Origin of the sequence: Malonomonas rubra DSM 5091 (assembly GCF_900142125.1) — a bacterium.
Lineage (GTDB): Bacteria > Desulfobacterota > Desulfuromonadia > Desulfuromonadales > Geopsychrobacteraceae > Malonomonas > Malonomonas rubra.
In genome coordinates this window covers 14,408-31,343 of sequence record NZ_FQZT01000022.1, presented here as the reverse complement: position 1 = coordinate 31,343, position 16,936 = coordinate 14,408, and the positions used below count along the sequence as shown (strand labels likewise).

The following is a 16,936-nucleotide window of genomic DNA, read 5'->3' as shown; positions in this document are numbered from 1 at the left end:
GATTCCGTTTTCAATAAGTACATGGCTAAGGCAAGGGACGGCTTCAATCATTCGATGGCCATGACCTTCAAAACCTACGGCTATAACCTGCGTGCGACTGATAATGCGGCAAAGCGGATTCAAGACAACTGCATCTCCTGCCACGGCAACATTGTCTCGCAGATGCTGGAGAATGCCAAACTGTACAGTAAGACAGAAAGTCATGTGCAGATGGGCCGCAAATGTTGGGACTGTCACCGCGAAGTGCCACACGGCATCACCCGCAACCTGACAACAACTCAAGCGAATCTCGTTCTTGACTAATTTATAGAAACCTTCAGGAGGAAACGACTTATGAAGAGATCAACAATTGTAACTATCCTGTGTGTCATCGTCATGGTGCCGATGCTGCTGCTGGCTGTGTCGATCAAGGAAAACAAGGCCGAGCAGGCGCAGATCAACGCCACACCGCAAATCAAGAAGTTTGAGCCGCGTGCCTCCGAGTGGGGCAAATATTACCCGCGCCAGTACGATTCCTACATGCAGACCAGGAAGAGTGACGACATCAAAGATGTGCTGAAAGAGAACCCGGCACAGATTGTTATGTGGGCCGGATATGGCTTCTCCAAGGACTACAACGCACCGCGTGGTCACTACTACATGCTTGAGGACAATCTCAATACCCTGAGAACCGGTGCTCCTTTCGATGAGAAGAGCGGTCCGATGCCGACCGCCTGCTGGACTTGTAAATCTCCTGACGTACCGCGCCTGATCGACAAGATGGGCGAAAACGATTACTTCACCGGCAAGTGGGCCCGCCACGGTGGCGAAATCGTCAATGGGATCGGTTGTGCCGATTGCCACAACAACGAAACCATGAAGTTGACCGTCACCCGCGATTATCTGAAGCGCGCGCTTGATGCCGAAGGCAGCATGCCGTTCGCCGATGCGACCCATCAGGAGATGCGTTCCCTGGTCTGTGCCCAGTGTCATTCCGAGTACTACTTCAAAAAGACCCCATGGACCGACGCCAACGGTCAGGAGCAGACTGCTGCCGTGGTCACCTTCCCGTGGAACAATGGTTTCTCCGCTGAAGATATCGAGAAGTACTACGATGAGCGCAGCTTTGTCGACTGGACCCACAAAGTCAGCAAGACCCCGATGCTGAAAGCTCAGCACCCCGGCTACGAAACCTTTATCACCGGTGCCCATGGTAAAGCTGGACTGGCCTGTGCCGACTGCCATATGCCGTACGTCCGCGAAGGTGGCGTCAAGTACTCCAACCACAACGTCGGCAGCCCGCTCAAGGATATCGCCAACACCTGCCTGAACTGCCACAGCGGGACCGAGGCGGAGTTCAAGAAGACCGTTGAAGACAAGCTGGCACGTAAAGATGAGCTGCACAAAAAAGCAACTCAGGTTATTGCCAAGGCTCACCTGGAAGCCGGCAAGGCCCTGGAACTGGGCGCGACTGACGAAGAAATGAAGGCAGCCCAGACCGATATCCGCCATGCCCAGTGGCGTTGGGACTACTCGATTGCCGCTCACGGTTCTTTCTTCCATGCCCCGGAAGAGACCCTGCGTGTTCTTGGCAGCGCGATCGAAAAAGGCCAGGAAGCACGTATCAAGCTGCGCACCCTGCTCGCCAAGTACGGCGCTGCTGATTTTGAAGCGCCTGACTTCTCGACCAAGGAAAAAGCACAAGCTGTTATCGGCCTGCCGTTCGACAAGCTGGTCGATGAAAAGAACCAGTTCCTCAAAGGCCTGAAGCAGGAGTGGTTCCAGGAAGGTCAGGAAAGGGGGATCTTCGATGCGAAGAGCCGTGAAGGTATGGTTCTGAAAACTTCATACCCGACCAAGTAGCAAAAACAAGCTAGCTAGGGTGAGGTGAGATGTTGATTTCTCACCTCACCCCTTTTTAGCAAAAATAAGCAATTGTGAAAATCTTTCTGGGCACGCATCAGGCTTTATCGGTTTATTGCCAAATGTCCTGTCGATATAAGATTTCGTAAGTCCTTTGGAATTTTGTTAGAAGCTGACTCAGATTTGTCGCAATATGCGTGGGCAGGAATTCGCAAGGAATGTAATGGACGTGATGGAGGTGCCATAACGTCAAATTCAGTGATTACATAACCGCAAAAGGTAGTTATCTACTGAACGGAGTCCAGCTACACCTTCCTCTATGATGACATCGAGGGGCCGTCGATTGCCAAACGCTTTATTGCGGTACGATATCCAGCGGTAAGCTATCTCATCGTTACGCGGATAGAGCATGCGCAATGATTTATGAATGCCTAGAAGAATGCCGGCCCGGATGAGTAGCTCTTCGTTGTCATCCAGAGGCTCGCCATCGCGGTACCGATCTATTTCTGAGATGTTCGCGGCATGCCCTAAGATTTGAGACTGCTCATCCAAAGTAAGCTCCCATAAATCGAATAGGCGCATCAGCATCTTTGCTAAAGTTTGACGCTCTTTGGGCCCTCTTAAATTCGTCATATGCATACCTCAAGAAACGATGCCATGTTCAATCTGGCCTAGAAGCTTAAGGATCTCTTTTTGTCCTTCCTCTGTTGCGATTATCTCGAATGGCGAAATCCCTCCCAGAACCATATTGTCAGTTACAAGCCACTGCAGAGCATCATCCTTGTTGCCAAGAGCCTGTGTGGCTCTATTCAGGATTGATTCTGGAGTTTCTGTTTCGACAGCGGAAAGGATGACTTTCCAGATCATCGGCCAGGAAGCATCTGCAGGCACTGTAGCCAAACCGGTCGTAATGATATTCCTTAGGGTGTAATGTGTTTTCTGTTCAACGTCCTGCCATCCCTTTGAATCGCAATCGTCGCCAGGGGAGAGAGGTTTATCTTGAAGAGTCGCTGTTTTTATGTCTTCAAGCACTTGGAGAACTTGCTTTTCTCCTTCAGGGATACGACAGAGTTCAAGAGGCAGTCCCATCCCCAAGCTAGGCTGGCGAATTGTCAGCCAGCGCATAGCCTCTTCTTTGCTACCGAAAATGTCGACGGCGGTTTCCAAAACCTCCGGACTGATCTGTTTGCACCAGTATTCCTGAATTCGACAAATGATTTGAGCAAAACTTGCTCTGACTGAGAGGCTTTCTAGGGCTTTTCTCGCAAGGGCTCGATCTGTCGGAGGCAGCGGTTTGTCGATAATCCCCAGCTTTTTCCGTCGCCGTTCGACGAGCTTGTCATGCAAAATGAGAAGCCAAATAATCAGTAAGATTATGGTGACGCAAATCAAGGTATATGTCATTCCTTATCCTCCAATCTGCTCCCTAGATTGCCCCATGCTTGTGACAGAAAATGTCTTCTTGGTTGGCTGCATGTGGACGTAACTTTGGCGCAGCGATGACCGTGGCAACACTCGTTTCTATTTGCAAGAACCCTTGGTTTGCTTTCCCGTTGTGCAGCGATCCAACTCAAAGCCCTCGATTCGGACTTTGTTTCTGACGTTTTCTGCTTGAGCTGTTTCAAGGGCCTCTGTGAGCACCTTGCGTTCGGCTTTGTAGTCGTCTATCCAAATTCCGAGGCGGCGAATGCATTCTTCTGCAACCGCTTGAGCTTTCTCTGCCTCCCGCTGTTCCTTTTCCTTGGTTTCACGCAACTGGCCGACCTCCTTGCCAAGCGCCTCTGCTTTTTCTTCCGCTGCAGACAAGGCCTCGGTGATTTCCAGCTCGCGTGCTTTCAGCAGATCGATCTGTTTTTTAGAGTTTTCGGTTGCGCTCTTAAGCTGTGTGGTGATTTCAGTGCGAAGTGCATTCAGAAAGGTTTCAGAAATTCCATTGGCAAACAGTCCATCCTGTAGTGCGTTTTGCTCCTCTGCAAGACACATTAACCGATGGACCGTCGACATGCCACCCCCGGTAATTGCACGAACATTCCGCCTGCTGACTCGTTCCCCCAGATCGTGCAAGTGTTTCATGGCTCTTTTAACCTGTTCGAAGGTGATTCCCATATCCATATTATTGTCCTCGAAGAGCGTTACAGTAACGTTCCAGCTGTAATGTTCCTGGAACGTTACTGTAACGAAGGGAGTTCTTTATCTGGGCAATTTCTCAGGCTCGACGTTTTTCCATGTCCAGCCCCGCACTGAGACGATCACTGCAGGCCACGAGATCCGCCATATTGTAGTGAGGGATGGTCCTCTGTGCTTTCCAGCCCAACAGATATCGCAGCTCTTTTGCCCCTGCCGGCCAAGCCTGGTAAAGCTCCTGTATGGCAGGCCCCAGCACTTCAAGCGTCAGCTTGTCGTGCTCTACGCAGGTTCCCAGCGAGGTTGGTGTCATCTGCGGAGTGAGCGTCAGGATTTTGCCGATATCGTGGAGTAATGCAGCGACCAGCCCCAATTCATAACTGTCACGAGTAAAGCTGCGTTGCGGTTCGATGAATGCAAAACTCTCCAGAGAATGTTTCAGCAGGCCGCCAGGATAATTGTGGTGGTGTTTGAGGCTTGCCGGGCAGGCGACAAAGGGGAAAGCAATTCCATCATCCATCAAAACCTGCCTGACAAAACCCTTTAAGGCGGGAATAGTGATCAGCCTCAACGCCGCTTGCAATTCTACAAGCAACTCAGGAAGAGGGCAGAGCCCCTGAGGGATCAAGCGCACTATGTCTTGATATTCCAGATTGGCCGGAACCAGCGTCTCGATTTCAACGACTGATCCGGATTTGTGGTGCTTTATATTCCCTTCGATATAGGCCCGAGAGTATTCATGCAGCCCTGATGAATGCCGTACATCATCCCGCCATGAGTAGGCGTAAGTATGGCCACTGAAGTCCTCAAGACGCAGGCGAACAAACGGGTGTCCTGAATTCGCCTCTCCGAAATAGGGCGAGATGATGCGGAACGTTCCGGAGATCGGCCCTTGAGTCGCGCTCAGTTGGAACTGAAGATGATTATTCCCCATCGTTGCCTCCGTTCACCCGGGTTGCCAGCAGGTTTTCGAAGGCCGATCCATCTCTGCGGGTCAGGTTCGGTACGAAACGCGAATAGACGGTAAAGAGCATCTCTGTCGACATATGCCCCATCTGCTTGGCAATCCATTCTGGGTTCTCGCCGGCCGCTAGCCACAGCGTCGCCATGGTGTGCCTGGTCTGGTATGGCCGGCGTTTTTTGAGTCCCAGATATTTAAGCGTCGGATACCAGATACGCTTCGTCACGTTGCAGTGGTTAAGAGTCTCGCCAGCACGATTGCAGAAAACAAAATTCAGATGACCAGTAACTTTTTGCTGCTCCTTCAGTGCCTCGTAAACAGGGTTCGCCATCTGGATCTCGCGAATGGAACCAGGTGTTTTGGGTGTTTCGATACGTCCCTGAACCAAAGTTTCCCGCACCAGAATCTGCCGGCGCTCGAAATCAACAAACTTCCACTGCAGCCCATCAATTTCACCTGTCCGCATGGCGGTAAAGAAACGGATCGTGTAGTAAGTACGAAAATCTGCTCTGACTTTCGACAGGATCAGATTGACCTCCTCAAGAGTGAAGGGATCAACTTCCGTCTTTGGAACTTTCAGGGATTTGATCCCGGTATAAGGCGTGGTAAAGTGAAAACGGTCAGCTGCATCTCCCAGTATCATGCGCAAAGGCGTCATGATGTGATTGATCCGGTCAGGGGACAGCCCCTCTTTTTTACCGTTCGGGACTTTGGCGAGTGTGGAACGGTACTTAAGGATGTCTCCCTTGGTGATGCGGCTGACTTCCATTTCCCCAAACTGTGGGATCAGATGTTTATCAAGAGTTCCGCGAATCGTTTTCTGATAACTGATCTTCCAGGCAATTTCGTTTTCCAGAAACCATTCTTCAGCAAACTCTTCGAAGAGCGGTGTTTCCATGTTGTTGCGAGTTTGGACTGATTGAGCCTGGGCAGGGGCTTTGGCAACGCGAGCCAGGTTCTTGCTGTCTGGGAAATACGTTGCGTATTCAAAAGTGCCCTGTTTTATCTCTTTGTCGATTTGCGTCATGAACGATTCGAGCTTTTGCCTATTCTGAGGATTGTCCTCAAGCAGGGTTTGTTCGCGGCACCGGACCCCTTGAAAGCGAAAATCGAAAAACAGCTGGTTGTTTCTCGCTCTTACGCTACCCATAACAAACACCTCCCCCTGCCATTGGGATTCCTGGTTTCTCAGCCATAGAGGCTTTAACCATGTCCCGTTCAATTACTTCCCAGATGTACAGTACGCGCCGCCGCCCGAATGGGCGAATGTAGTGCACTCCCTCAAGGAAAACAGCATCTTTGAGAGCGCTACGGATGTAGCGAGCGTCGTAGCGCAGTTTTTCAGCCAATTCTTCTGTTGTCATGTACGTTTGATTTTCCATTACTATCTCCTTTGTGTTGGTTTTTTTTACGATATGTCAAATTTTATCGACAGTCAATAGTTTTAATCGACATATTTCGACAAGTGTCACTTTTTTTTGACATGCGTTGTGAATAATTGTTGTATCTGTTTGAATTTGGAGCGTAGTTTTAGTAGGCTGGTCCGGCAATTGAGGAGGCAGAAATGATCCGATTTAGGCTGCTAGAACTAATAGCTGACTACCAATATAAGCACGGAAGAAAATTGACATTTGACGAGCTAGCTGAGAGCACCAACATTCACAGAGCAACTCTTTCAAAAATAGCCAATCAGCGAAACGCCCAAACCCGAACCGAAAACATTGACCGTTTATGCAAATTTTTCAAATGTCAGGTGGGTGATCTTATGGAGTACGTTGAAGAAGATCAAAGCTGACTATGACCTTGGGCAAAGGTCAAAAGCATTTTACAAGTATTAGATTGAGTTGTTATTTTTCTGTTGGTATGAAAAATCATTTCATAAGTTTCTGATTATTCAGGTGGGCACTGTGCCCAAGTTGGGTAACAGTCAGAATGGGATGACCTCTACCTAAGGAATTCTACCTATTTTCTCAAGGTAACGGTCAGATTTGCAAATGCGTGGGCACAGAGTGGGCACGGGATGGGCACCAACGAAAAAACGGTCAGCGAATAACTCGCTAACCGCTTGATATCAATGGCACGCCCGAGAGGATTCGAACCTCTGACCTCTGCCTCCGGAGGGCAGCGCTCTATCCAGCTGAGCTACGGGCGCATAAGGCTGTACTATATACTCCATAAGTTCGGACAATGCAACTTCTTATTGAGGTCAATTTATGCGCCGATTCGGCTTGTTTCTGCTTTTCATCTTTTGTCTGAATGGCCCGGTCTGGGCCCAGGATACATATCGTCTCGCCAAGGTGGCAGAGGGTGTTTATGCTGCGCTGGCGGCCCCTGGAGGGGCGGCATCTTCCAACGCTTTGATCGTCGATGTAGGTGAACAGGTCTTTTTATGTGGAGCGCATTTTACCCGTAAAGCGGCACACGACCTGATTGCTGCGGCGACGGAGGTCAGCGACAAGCCGATCAGGGCTTTCGTGCTGGCCCACCACCATCCCGGTTACAGCCTGATCGATTTTGATATCCCGGCCAATCGTGATCTGGTGATGAATATCGAGACCCGTCTGGTGACGCGCCAGGAAGAGAGGGTGCTGGAGAATCCCCTGATCTTTTTTAAAAACGGTATGACGTTCGAGGGGAGCGAATTGACACTTGTGTTGATCAACGTTGGCCCCGCTCACAGCGATGGTGACCTGATTGCTTATATCCCACAAAGGAAAATACTCTTTACCAGCGATGTCCTCTATTTCAACAGTGCTGGTTTTCTCGGGGCCGGATCCTTGTCTGATTGGCTGTCAGTGCTGGATGGATTGGAGACCCTTGGCGCCGATAAAATTATTCCCGGATTTGGTTTGATCGGTACTTCGGTTGATTTGGCTCACTTCAAAGCTTACTTGGGGGATTTCGTGGCCACTGTTCGTGACCATATTGAAAAGGGGGATTCGTTGGAAACGACCCTGCAAAACTTCCGTTTGCCAGAGTATGAGCAATTGCCTGGGTACGAGGAATTTACCCCCGGAAATGTGGAGAGAGCTTACCTGCAGCTCAAAGAAGAAATCAGCGGCGAATAGCACATTAATTTTTTTTTAACTATGTCTTTTTATAATTTTCTGCTAATCTTTCTGGCGAACCGATAAGACAGGAGGCATAGCATGAAAAGCGTTCTGATTGTGGATGACAGCATTGCTGTCGCCCGTCAGCTGGAAAAAATCGTCAACAGTGACGATGCCTTTGAAGTTGTTGCCCAAGGGCGTAACGGGGCGGAAGCGATTAAGCTTTGCCAGCAACACAAACCGGATATTGTCTGCATGGATATGAACATGCCGGTGATGGATGGTCTGACCGCGTTACGCAACCTGATGCAGTTGACCCCCGACCTGAAGGTGGTCATGGTGACATCGCTTGGCGGTGTCGGCGACAAGTACACCGAGGCGATCCGCCTTGGGGCCAAAGATGTCATTTCCAAACCGTTTGAAAAAGACAACGTGCTGGAAATGCTGAAGCGCCTGTAACTAAATAGCGAAACTGCAGTAGCTATAAGGAGACCTTTACATGGCTGTTAAATTTTTTGGTCAATTCCTGGTGGAAAAGGGCGCGGTATCCCGGATTGATCTTTTGCAGGCGATCGACCTGCAGGAAAAAACCAACCTCAAGTTTGGTGAGATGATTGTCAAAATGGGATTGATGAGCAGCGCTGATGTTGAGCGGGTGCATATGGCCCAGCGCAACGAAGATTTGCATTTTGGTGATATGGCGGTGAAACTTGGCATCATTACCGATGAGCAGGTGCAGCAAGTGCTGACTCATCAGCGCAACAATCACCTCTATATCGGCGAAGCGCTGGTACAACTCGGAGTTCTCGACAAGGAAAAGCTCGAGGACCTGCTGGCTGCGTTTAAAAAAGATCAACAGAGTTACGTTTCGGAAAAAATCGAAATTCCCGCTAATATTCCGCACAAGCCGATCTGGGAGATGGTTGCCGACCTGACCTACAAGATGCTGACGCGCGTGGCCGGAATTTCCTTCCGCCCGGGACCTTGCAGCATCGTCGAAAAGTTGCCAAGTCGCCCAGTTATTGCCGAAATGGGATTTTCCGGTGCGGTCAGTGCACGTTACCTGTTGTCGGTTTCAGAGAGCACCCGTAACTTGGTCGCCAAAGCGATCCTGGATGAAGATTCGGTGGAGGACGAACCGGAAGAAGTGCTGGACGATTCGGTCAAAGAGTTCATCAATATCGTTTGCGGCAATATTGCTGCAAAAGCCGCTCAACTCGGTCACTCTATCGATATTACTCCGCCGGAAATTGTTGAGGATAACGGCAGCGGCGTTGATGTGCCGCAGGATCATACTGGCCTGATGTTTCCTATTTACCTGTCGGACGGCGAAGTGTTCGAGCTGACTGTTTTCATCGCCAAAGGCTGAGGGCAAATACAATGATCCGGCCGCTGGTTCTGCTTCTTTCGATCGGTCTCGGGGCGTGGCTCGGCTGGATCTGTGGGGCGGCAGGAGGGTTGATGGTGGCTTACCTGTCGGCTGTGTTCGGTGCGTCCGTCGGCCTCTTCGTCGGTCGCAAGATTCAGCGGAACCTGAACGACTGAAAAGGGAAAACTAACAGAAAAAAGCAGCGTTCCTTTTCGAGAACGCTGCTTTTTTATTTCTATCTATTGCCGTCTGCAGATCAGTTCTTTTCCTTCAGTATATAACCGACACCGCGAACGGTATGAATCAGTTTGGTCGGATAATCCCGGTCAACCTTTTTCCGCAGATAGTTCACATAAACATCGATGATGTTGGTGAAGGAGTCGAAGGTGTAATCCCAGACCGCTTCAGCGATCATCGTGCGGGTCAACACTTCGTTCGGATTATTCATCATGTATTCGAGCAGGCCGTATTCTTTTTCTGTCAGGTTCAGTTCGTTCCCTGAGCGCCATACCTTGTGACTGACCGGATCGAGGCGTAAGTCTGCAAAATAGAGCTCGGCACCGCGTGCCTGGTTTTTACGTCGGAGCAGCGCGCGGCTACGTGCCATCAATTCTGCGAAAGAGAAGGGTTTCGTCAGGTAGTCATCGCAGCCGGACTCAAGTCCTTTGACAACATCCTCTGGCGTGTCCTTAGCTGTCAGGCATATCACGGGGGTGAAAACCCCCTTGCTTCTGATTTCGCGAGTTGCAGTCAAGCCGTCTTTTTTCGGCATCATCACGTCCATGATGATCAGGTCGTAAGTGCTTTCACAGGCCTTTGCAATGCCTTCGTCGCCGTCATGAGCCAGGTCGGTATCGAAACCTTCCTCTTCCAGTGTGCGCTTGAGGAACGTTGCAACTTTAACTTCGTCTTCAACTACGAGAATACGCATCAAAACTCCTGTGTGCGCTTGTGTGCAGCAGAAAAAACACATGGTTGAAAAAAATTAATCAAAAACTAGCAGGAAGAACGGCTTTGTGCAAGCAGAGATTGAAGCCTTTTAATAGTTTTTCTGAATTCTGTCCTGCTGTTGCCGGATTATTCGAATCCGGCAACAGTTCTTAACCGATCAGAATTCGATTTCACAGCCGACGCTGGCGTAGAAAAATTTGTCGCCGAAGCGTTCGGAAATTTTTTGTGCAGCTTTCAGACCGGTACAGTGGGAAACGCCAATACGGTCGATATCAACCTCTTCCAAACGGTCGAGGGTTGCTGCAAGCTGTTCCGGTGAGCTGAATTTCAAATGAGTGCCGCCGATCAGCATGTGGACTTTCGGTTGCTTGGTGACATGGCAGGCGTGTTCAATAATATTCAGCACGCCTGCATGGGCGCAGCCGAGCAGAATAATCAATCCCTTGGGGCTGTGGATGAAAAGGGAATAGTCGTCAGCCAGCGGATCACAGCAGCAGTCACCATTTTCTCCGATGATGATCAGGTTCGGGTCGCCGGTTTCGAATTTGCTCACGCGTGGAATTTCACCGGAGAGCGTTAAGCCGGGCGCAATTTGAACTGGTCTGAGGCTCAGTTTGAACTCCGCTCCCTGAGCTTCGAGTTCACTTTGACTCCAGGGCAGGCCGATTTCGCGCAACTGGTTGCCGTTGCTGCTGTGGCGTTTTACGAACAGGTCGGTGTGGGCATAGACCGGGACTTTGCCACAACGTTCCAGGACTTGCGGCAGACCGCCAGTGTGATCAAGGTGGCCGTGACTGAAGATAATCCCCTGCAGGTCACTCAGGTCGATTTTCAGCTTGTCGCTGTTGTTTATGATGGTTTGCCCGCCACCGGTATCGAACAGGAAGTTGCCGTGATCGGTCTGCAGGTGGCAGGCGAAGCCGTGTTCTCCGAGCAGTCCGAGCGGGCTGACCCGTTCCACGCTGTTTTCACACAAAACTATCAGTTTCAGGCTCATCTTTTATGGCTTTCTGGTCGAAACCGAAAAGAGTGGATTGGAAAGCTGCAGTTTAGCACAGAGTTAAAAAAGAAAAGACCGGTTTTTTGCCGGTCTTTTTGTCGGGCTATAAATCAGTCCGTCTTATATATAGGATTTGGAGAAGTGTCGCTTGGTGGCATCCTGCAGTTTGCTGACGACATGGAAGGCCTCCTTCAGCAATTCCTGCTCACTCTTAGACAGCTTGTTCGGATCGAGATAGTGACTTGGTTTCTGGCCGTTTTCAACCAGGGCGATTTCGTTGCGCAGGCGCAGGAAATTGAGTGCTTCCAGTGCGGCTTTGATATGTTCGGCAGTGTCGGTCTCAAAGATTTTACGCGCAACCAGTTCGTTCAGGCGATCCTGGGTGGTGGTTTGCTGAATCCCTTTTTCCAGCACGAACATGCGCACACAGTCGACAATGTAGATACTCCCACCCTGCTTGACAGACAGCTGTCCCTTGTGAGGTTCTTCTTTGCTGACAATGAAGCGTCCGAGCAGCCCGACCGGAACTTTGTAGCGCAGGTCGAGGGACATCATGTGGTAGAGGAAGCCTTCGAAACGACGAATTTCTGAGAAGACAATATCGTGTAGCGACTGCGCCAGGGTGGAGTCGCCTTCGAGTGGCACGAAGTCGAAAAAGATCGATGAATACCTCACCTTCTGCGGTTCCGGATTCTGCACCCAGTCGTGGATCCGCTTGTGCCAGTCGATCAGCCGGCCGCGCCAGAGCGGGTTGTTGCACATGACCTTGCCTTCGCACAGCGGGTAGCCGACCGTCGCTAGCGCTTCGACCAGCTTTTCGCTGAACGGGACGAAGAACTGCTCGATCTCCGGCAGGCGCTCATCCGGAACATCTTCGAAGATGAAACCGTTGTCCTGATCCGGGTTGAGCAGCATCTCGCGCCGGCCGCCGGATCCCATCAGCAGAAAGCAGTGCTTGACCGTTGGCCGCTCGTAACCGGCGTCGAGCATTTCCTGGAAACAGATCTGGTAAACCTTTTTGATGATGTTGTGATGGATGTAGGAGATGATTTCCATCACTTCCGGCGTTGAGTGGGTTTCCGTCAGCAGCGCGCGGGCGACGGTGAGAATCTCTTTTTTGATCGATGCCAGCCCCTCCAGCGTGCTTTCGTCATTGACCGAGCCGACCAGTAGCATCGCTTTCTGGCTGCGGTAGCGCATCAGTTCGCGCATGGTGACAATGCCGACCAGTTGGCCGTTGTCGATCACAGGCAGATGTTTGATACGGTGCGCGGTCAGATAGGCCATCGCTTCGTACATATAGGTCTGTGGCGAAACGAAGTAGGGGTGAGTGGTCATGATTTCGGCGGCGGAAATCTGAGTACAGTCGACGGCGTCGGGGCTGATGACTTTGGCGATCAGGTCGCGTTCGGTGATGATGCCGCAGGGCATCGAGTTATCGTCCATCACCAGTACCGAGCTGACGGCTTTTTCCGTCATCTGCCGGGCAACGTCACGGGCTGTTGTGGACGGCTGACAGGTTTCAACGGGTGCCGACATGATTTCGGAGAGCCGTTTTTTGAACGGGTAGGCTTCCATCTGGGTGACAGCGTTGCTGGTATGTTCCTTGACGATGTCGGCGTAGAGGCTGCGCACCCGGGTGAGGACTACACGGGTGAAAAACTCGCTGACTTGCGGATAGTCTTTGGCGACCTTTTTCAGGGCTGCTTCTGGAATTAGGTAGCAGGTGATTGGTGTGACCGAGCGCACTCCGGCGGTGTAAGGTTCGCCGGTGAAGATCGGGGTGCCACCAAAAAATTGTCCTTCCTTGCGGTAGTCGACTACCATCTCTTCACCGCCGGGAGCGGTGGTGGTGATTTCGACAATCCCCTCCATGATAACGTAGAGGTAGCCTGTCGGCTGGTCGTTCTGGTTGACTATATGGGTATTGGCGTCGAAGGTCCGCTTAACGGCGCTTTCACGCAGTTCCTGAAAGTGCGCTTCGGGAAGATGGCAGAAAGGTTCACTGTCGCGCAGCTTGATGATGCCCATTCAGCAGCTCCTCTAAATGGTGTAAACGGGGAATTCCAGTCTGGAAATCACGATATCGCCAATTCTACCATCGATAGATTTGCTGCGGTCAATTTTTTTCTCGACAAAAAACGGCGGACTTTGCAGCCCGCCGTTTGTCTATTCTTTCACTTGTTCAGAGCTTACGAACTCAAAAGCCGGGATCGTTTGTTTCCGGCAGGTTGTGAATTTTGCGCAGCAGGTTGTCGCCCTTGATCTGCGAGTCTTCGTCCAGTTTGTCGTGCATGATATTAGAAACGACGATGTTGATCAAAAACGCCAGCGGGCAGACGATCAGCGCGCTGGAGGTCGCAGGCAATAAGCCCTCCCCACCGAAGGCTGCGATTTCTGCACTCCAGCCGAACATCGCCAGCAGGGTCATGCCGAGGCCGAAACACATTCCCGCCAGGGCACCGTATTTGTTCGATTTCGAGTACCAGATACCTAGTACTACCACCGGGAAGATGGTGTTACCTGCCAGCGCAAAGGCCATTGCCACGATCTGGGCGATCAGCGCAATCGGGTGCAGAGCGAAGAATATGACGATGATACAGAGAATGGCGGTGACCATTCGACCGACCTGCAGTGCCTGCCGGTCAGAGCAGTCAGGGCGCAGCACCGTTGTGTACCAGTCATGGGCGATGGCTGAAGCACCGGCGACCAAGAGTCCGGCGACAGTTGAGAGGCCCGCCGCCAGGGCTCCGGCGGCTAGGTAGCCGATAAAGGGAGTGCCAAGCTCGGCCGTTTCCGGCGCGGAAAGAATGATGACATCGGCAACGTTGGCGCCACCAGCCGGGTTCCAGAACTTACCCAGAATGGCGTAGACCGGTGACGACCAGTAGAGCAGGCCGATGAAAAACAGACCCCAGAGAACCGATTTGCGCGCAGTATCTTCGTTTTTGACGGTGTAAAAGCGAATCATGATGTGCGGCAGTCCGGCAGTACCAACCATCAGGGTGAAGACCAGGGCGACGAAGTGGTAGAAGTCGCCGTGCCCCCAGGGCAGGAAATCGCGCCGCAGAGCTTCGGTCGCATTCGCATCGAGTTGACCGAGAGCGGTTTTGCCATCCATCAGGTCACCAAGGATTTTGCCGTACTCAAGCTGCGGCAGCACACCGACGCCGCCGGCTTTTTTAATCAGGAACCAGAGTGGCAGCAGAAAGGCTGAGATCAGTACCACGTACTGAATCTGCTGGTTGCGGGTGACTCCTGCCATTCCGGAGATCAGCATGTAGAGGCAGACTACGGCGGCGGCAAAGAAGACCGACATGGTGTAATCCATGCCGAAAATCCAGCCGCAAATCAGCCCGATCCCTTTGAACTGTGCGGTCGAATAAGTGATCGCGATGATAACTGTCACCGAGGCGGCGATCATGCGGACGCCGTGACTGTTGTAGCGATCCCCGAGAAATTCAGGAATGGTGTACTTGCCGAAGCGGCGGATTTGAGCAGCGATCAGGCAGAGCAACAGCACGTAGCCGCCGGTCCAGCCGACGATATAGCCGAGCCCGAACCACCCTTTCAGGTAAAGCAGGCCGGCAACACCCATGAAAGAGGCGGCCGACATCCAGTCGGAGGCGATCGCCGCGCCATTGCCCAGTTTACCGATCCCCTGCCCGGCAACCCAGTAACCCGAGGTGCTGGACACTTTCGAGAGAAAACCGACGCCGATATAGACACAGAGCAGGGCGATCATGATAATCGCCGGAACCAGCTTGAATCCTGGTTTGATCTGGGTGATTTCTTCGCCGGCGGCGAAAGTCAGACCGCTGAACAACAGGATCATCGACAGGCTTGTCAGTAAGCGCAAAGACTGTTTTTTCATCTTAAGTCAAACTCCGGTATCAGCGCCGTTTGTTCTGCAGGTGGACAACCAGGTTGTCCCAGAGGGTGCAGTAGATTTTGCAGAGGATGACAAAGCCGATGGTGCTGCCCTGGGCCAGCAGCCAGTAGTGCAGGGGGAAACCGAGCATACTGCGGTCATCGGTGAAGAAAGATTGGCCCAGCCCGGACGGATCGCCGAGACCGGCTAGCCAGATCACCGCGGGGATGCCGAAGCTCAAAAAGGCCCAGACGGCAAGGACGATCCGGACCACCGAGACCTCGGCTTTCATGCTTTCGGTTGAGGGGGCGAAAAAGTTGACATGCACTCTTTCATTCGGTTCCATCTGTCCGCCTCCTGATTGTCATCAATTCGAAATAAAACCACTGTTTCAAAAATGCGTTCTATTATGCACAGGATAAGTCAGGATGTCGATTGCGACATCTCTTTTTCTCGTTTTCTGTTCATCTTTGTGGATTTTTCGCTGTAACGCGACCGCAGTCGATCGAGAATCGGTTGATCCGCCGGCAGGATGTGATAACCGGAAAACTGCTCCGGTGTGGCCCAAGCGTGATCGGCAACTTCGATATGCGCCAGCTCGCCCGCTGTCCAGCGGCAGAGGTAGGCGATGATCAGTACACTGCCCCAATCGTAATGATAGTAGACAGTTTCCAGCAGGGAGTCGATTTCGATTTCGATCGCCAACTCTTCACTCAGCTCCCGTTTCAAGCTCTGGTGCGGTGATTCGCCCGGATCGATTTTGCCCCCCGGAAATTCCCAGAAACCACCCTGCTGTTTACCGTGTGGCCTCTGCGTCAGCAGGACTTTTCCCTCTTTTTCAATCACTGCGGCGCAGACAGCGAGGGGGGCTTTGATGGTCGTTCCTGTCATTCTTTGTCGTCTCGTTTTTTGTTGGAGCTGTGTTGGCGACTATGATAGAAACAGGCTCCGAAGCAGCGACTGTTGCTTCATGAACCGATGTCGTGCAGATGTTTATATAGATTGCCCAGGAGTTTGTCCATGTTTGAATTGTCAGATAAAGGTCGCGGTGTCCGCCAGATGTTCGATGACATCTCGCCCCGTTATGACCTGCTGAATCGCCTTTTGTCTTTCGGCATCGACCGCCGCTGGCGCCGGTTTGCCGTCAGCCAGTTGAGCATTCCAGAAAATGGCCGGGTGCTCGACATCGCTGCTGGTACCTGCGATGTCGCTCTGGAAGTCGCTGAGCAGACTGACCCTTCGGTGACCATCGTTGGGGAAGATTTCACCCAGGGCATGCTGGTGCATGGACAGAAGAAGCTCGACAGCTCCGAGCATGGTTCGCGCATTATGCTGGTCAATGCTCCCTGTGAGCAGATCCCACACCCGGATGCGACCTTTGATGCCATCACTATTGCCTTTGGTATTCGCAACGTGGTCGATCGGCAGGAAGGACTTAACGAGATGTTCCGTGTCCTCAAGCCGGGTGGTCGCGCTGTCATCCTTGAGTTCTCCAACCCGAAGAGCCAGCTTTTCCGTAAGATCTATTATTTCTATTTCCAGAAGATACTGCCAATGATCGGCGGACTGATTTCCAAGCGCAGCGCCTATCAGTATCTGCCGGATTCGGTCATCGAGTTTCCGTCGCAGGAGGAGTTTTCCGCCATGATGGGGAAGGCTGGATTTGAGAGATTGCAGTATTGTGATCTGACGTTCGGTATTTCGACGGTTTATGTTGGGGACAAGCCGAAAGCTTAAACGGGGATGACCCGGAATTGAATAGAGAAGG

Annotated in this window: 19 protein-coding genes, 1 tRNA gene and 1 pseudogene; 8 read left to right on the top strand and 13 right to left on the bottom strand. The window is 51.7% G+C overall.

Features of this window, described 5'->3' with window-relative positions; all coding sequences use genetic code 11:
• A pseudogene (locus BUB13_RS19005) lies at positions 1–303 on the top strand (cytochrome c nitrite reductase small subunit); the annotation flags it as partial.
• A gap of 30 nt (positions 304–333) precedes the next feature.
• Positions 334–1,842 (top strand): ammonia-forming cytochrome c nitrite reductase, encoded by a 1,509-nt coding sequence (nrfA, locus tag BUB13_RS17030; protein ID WP_072909971.1) that lies wholly within the window; start codon positions 334–336, stop codon positions 1,840–1,842.
• Positions 1,843–2,097: 255 nt separating this feature from the next.
• On the opposite strand, the gene BUB13_RS17025 is transcribed toward nrfA, so the two are convergent.
• From BUB13_RS17025 to BUB13_RS17000, 6 genes are all read right to left on the bottom strand, one after another.
• Positions 2,098–2,475, bottom strand: a complete 378-nt coding sequence (locus tag BUB13_RS17025) for an MbcA/ParS/Xre antitoxin family protein (protein ID WP_244151906.1) — start codon at positions 2,473–2,475, stop codon at positions 2,098–2,100.
• 9 nt (positions 2,476–2,484) lie between these two features.
• On the bottom strand, positions 2,485–3,246 hold the full coding sequence (locus tag BUB13_RS17020; RefSeq protein WP_072909969.1) for an MbcA/ParS/Xre antitoxin family protein: 762 nt from the start codon (positions 3,244–3,246) through the stop codon (positions 2,485–2,487).
• 117 nt (positions 3,247–3,363) lie between these two features.
• Complete coding sequence (locus BUB13_RS17015; RefSeq protein ID WP_072909968.1) at positions 3,364–3,954, bottom strand: DNA-binding protein; 591 nt, start codon at positions 3,952–3,954, stop codon at positions 3,364–3,366.
• Positions 3,955–4,048: 94 nt separating this feature from the next.
• Complete coding sequence (locus BUB13_RS17010) at positions 4,049–4,900, bottom strand: hypothetical protein (RefSeq protein WP_072909967.1); 852 nt, start codon at positions 4,898–4,900, stop codon at positions 4,049–4,051.
• Entirely contained in the window at positions 4,890–6,077 is a 1,188-nt protein-coding gene (locus BUB13_RS17005) for an Arm DNA-binding domain-containing protein (protein WP_072909966.1), read from the bottom strand. The genes BUB13_RS17010 and BUB13_RS17005 overlap by 11 nt, the downstream gene beginning before the upstream one ends.
• Complete coding sequence (locus BUB13_RS17000) at positions 6,070–6,309, bottom strand: hypothetical protein (RefSeq protein WP_072909965.1); 240 nt, start codon at positions 6,307–6,309, stop codon at positions 6,070–6,072. Before BUB13_RS17000 ends, BUB13_RS17005 begins: the two co-directional genes overlap by 8 nt.
• A 182-nt stretch (positions 6,310–6,491) precedes the next feature.
• Here BUB13_RS17000 and BUB13_RS19560 point away from each other — a divergent pair, with 182 nt between their 5' ends.
• The gene (locus tag BUB13_RS19560) at positions 6,492–6,722 is read left to right on the top strand and encodes a helix-turn-helix domain-containing protein (RefSeq protein ID WP_072909964.1); all 231 of its coding nucleotides are present in this window, start codon (positions 6,492–6,494) and stop codon (positions 6,720–6,722) included.
• A gap of 280 nt (positions 6,723–7,002) precedes the next feature.
• Here the strand turns inward: BUB13_RS19560 and BUB13_RS16990 are convergent.
• Positions 7,003–7,079, bottom strand: a tRNA-Arg gene (locus BUB13_RS16990).
• Positions 7,080–7,140: 61 nt separating this feature from the next.
• Here BUB13_RS16990 and BUB13_RS16985 point away from each other — a divergent pair.
• The 4 genes from BUB13_RS16985 (at position 7,141) to BUB13_RS18980 (ending at position 9,522) form a co-directional block, all read left to right on the top strand.
• Positions 7,141–7,995: an MBL fold metallo-hydrolase gene (locus BUB13_RS16985; protein WP_072909963.1), complete on the top strand. Its 855-nt coding sequence runs from the start codon at positions 7,141–7,143 to the stop codon at positions 7,993–7,995.
• A gap of 81 nt (positions 7,996–8,076) precedes the next feature.
• Positions 8,077–8,436, top strand: a complete 360-nt coding sequence (locus BUB13_RS16980) for a response regulator (RefSeq protein ID WP_072909962.1) — start codon at positions 8,077–8,079, stop codon at positions 8,434–8,436.
• 40 nt (positions 8,437–8,476) lie between these two features.
• Complete coding sequence (locus tag BUB13_RS16975) at positions 8,477–9,346, top strand: cyclic di-GMP-binding domain-containing protein, MshE-related (protein ID WP_072909961.1); 870 nt, start codon at positions 8,477–8,479, stop codon at positions 9,344–9,346.
• An 11-nt stretch (positions 9,347–9,357) separates the two neighbouring features.
• Positions 9,358–9,522, top strand: coding sequence for a hypothetical protein (locus BUB13_RS18980; RefSeq protein ID WP_153305048.1), 165 nt, complete (start codon positions 9,358–9,360; stop codon positions 9,520–9,522).
• Positions 9,523–9,602: 80 nt separating this feature from the next.
• Here BUB13_RS18980 and BUB13_RS16970 read toward each other — a convergent pair whose 3' ends face one another.
• The 6 genes from BUB13_RS16970 to BUB13_RS16945 form a co-directional block, all read right to left on the bottom strand.
• Positions 9,603–10,277, bottom strand: a complete 675-nt coding sequence (locus BUB13_RS16970) for a response regulator transcription factor (protein ID WP_072909960.1) — start codon at positions 10,275–10,277, stop codon at positions 9,603–9,605.
• A 177-nt stretch (positions 10,278–10,454) separates the two neighbouring features.
• Positions 10,455–11,294 carry an MBL fold metallo-hydrolase gene (locus BUB13_RS16965; RefSeq protein WP_072909959.1) on the bottom strand — a complete coding sequence of 280 codons (840 nt, stop codon included), beginning with the start codon at positions 11,292–11,294 and terminating at the stop codon, positions 10,455–10,457.
• A 123-nt stretch (positions 11,295–11,417) separates the two neighbouring features.
• The gene (locus tag BUB13_RS16960; RefSeq protein WP_072909958.1) at positions 11,418–13,328 is read right to left on the bottom strand and encodes a putative nucleotidyltransferase substrate binding domain-containing protein; all 1,911 of its coding nucleotides are present in this window, start codon (positions 13,326–13,328) and stop codon (positions 11,418–11,420) included.
• Between the two features lie 169 nt (positions 13,329–13,497).
• Complete coding sequence (locus BUB13_RS16955) at positions 13,498–15,171, bottom strand: VC_2705 family sodium/solute symporter (RefSeq protein ID WP_072909957.1); 1,674 nt, start codon at positions 15,169–15,171, stop codon at positions 13,498–13,500.
• Between the two features lie 19 nt (positions 15,172–15,190).
• Entirely contained in the window at positions 15,191–15,514 is a 324-nt protein-coding gene (locus tag BUB13_RS16950) for a DUF4212 domain-containing protein (RefSeq protein WP_072909956.1), read from the bottom strand.
• 77 nt (positions 15,515–15,591) lie between these two features.
• Positions 15,592–16,059 (bottom strand): (deoxy)nucleoside triphosphate pyrophosphohydrolase, encoded by a 468-nt coding sequence (locus tag BUB13_RS16945; RefSeq protein ID WP_072909955.1) that lies wholly within the window; start codon positions 16,057–16,059, stop codon positions 15,592–15,594.
• Between the two features lie 129 nt (positions 16,060–16,188).
• Between BUB13_RS16945 and ubiE the strand changes: the two genes are divergently transcribed.
• Positions 16,189–16,905, top strand: coding sequence for a bifunctional demethylmenaquinone methyltransferase/2-methoxy-6-polyprenyl-1,4-benzoquinol methylase UbiE (gene ubiE, locus BUB13_RS16940; RefSeq protein WP_072909954.1), 717 nt, complete (start codon positions 16,189–16,191; stop codon positions 16,903–16,905).
• Positions 16,906–16,936: the final 31 nt, after the last annotated feature.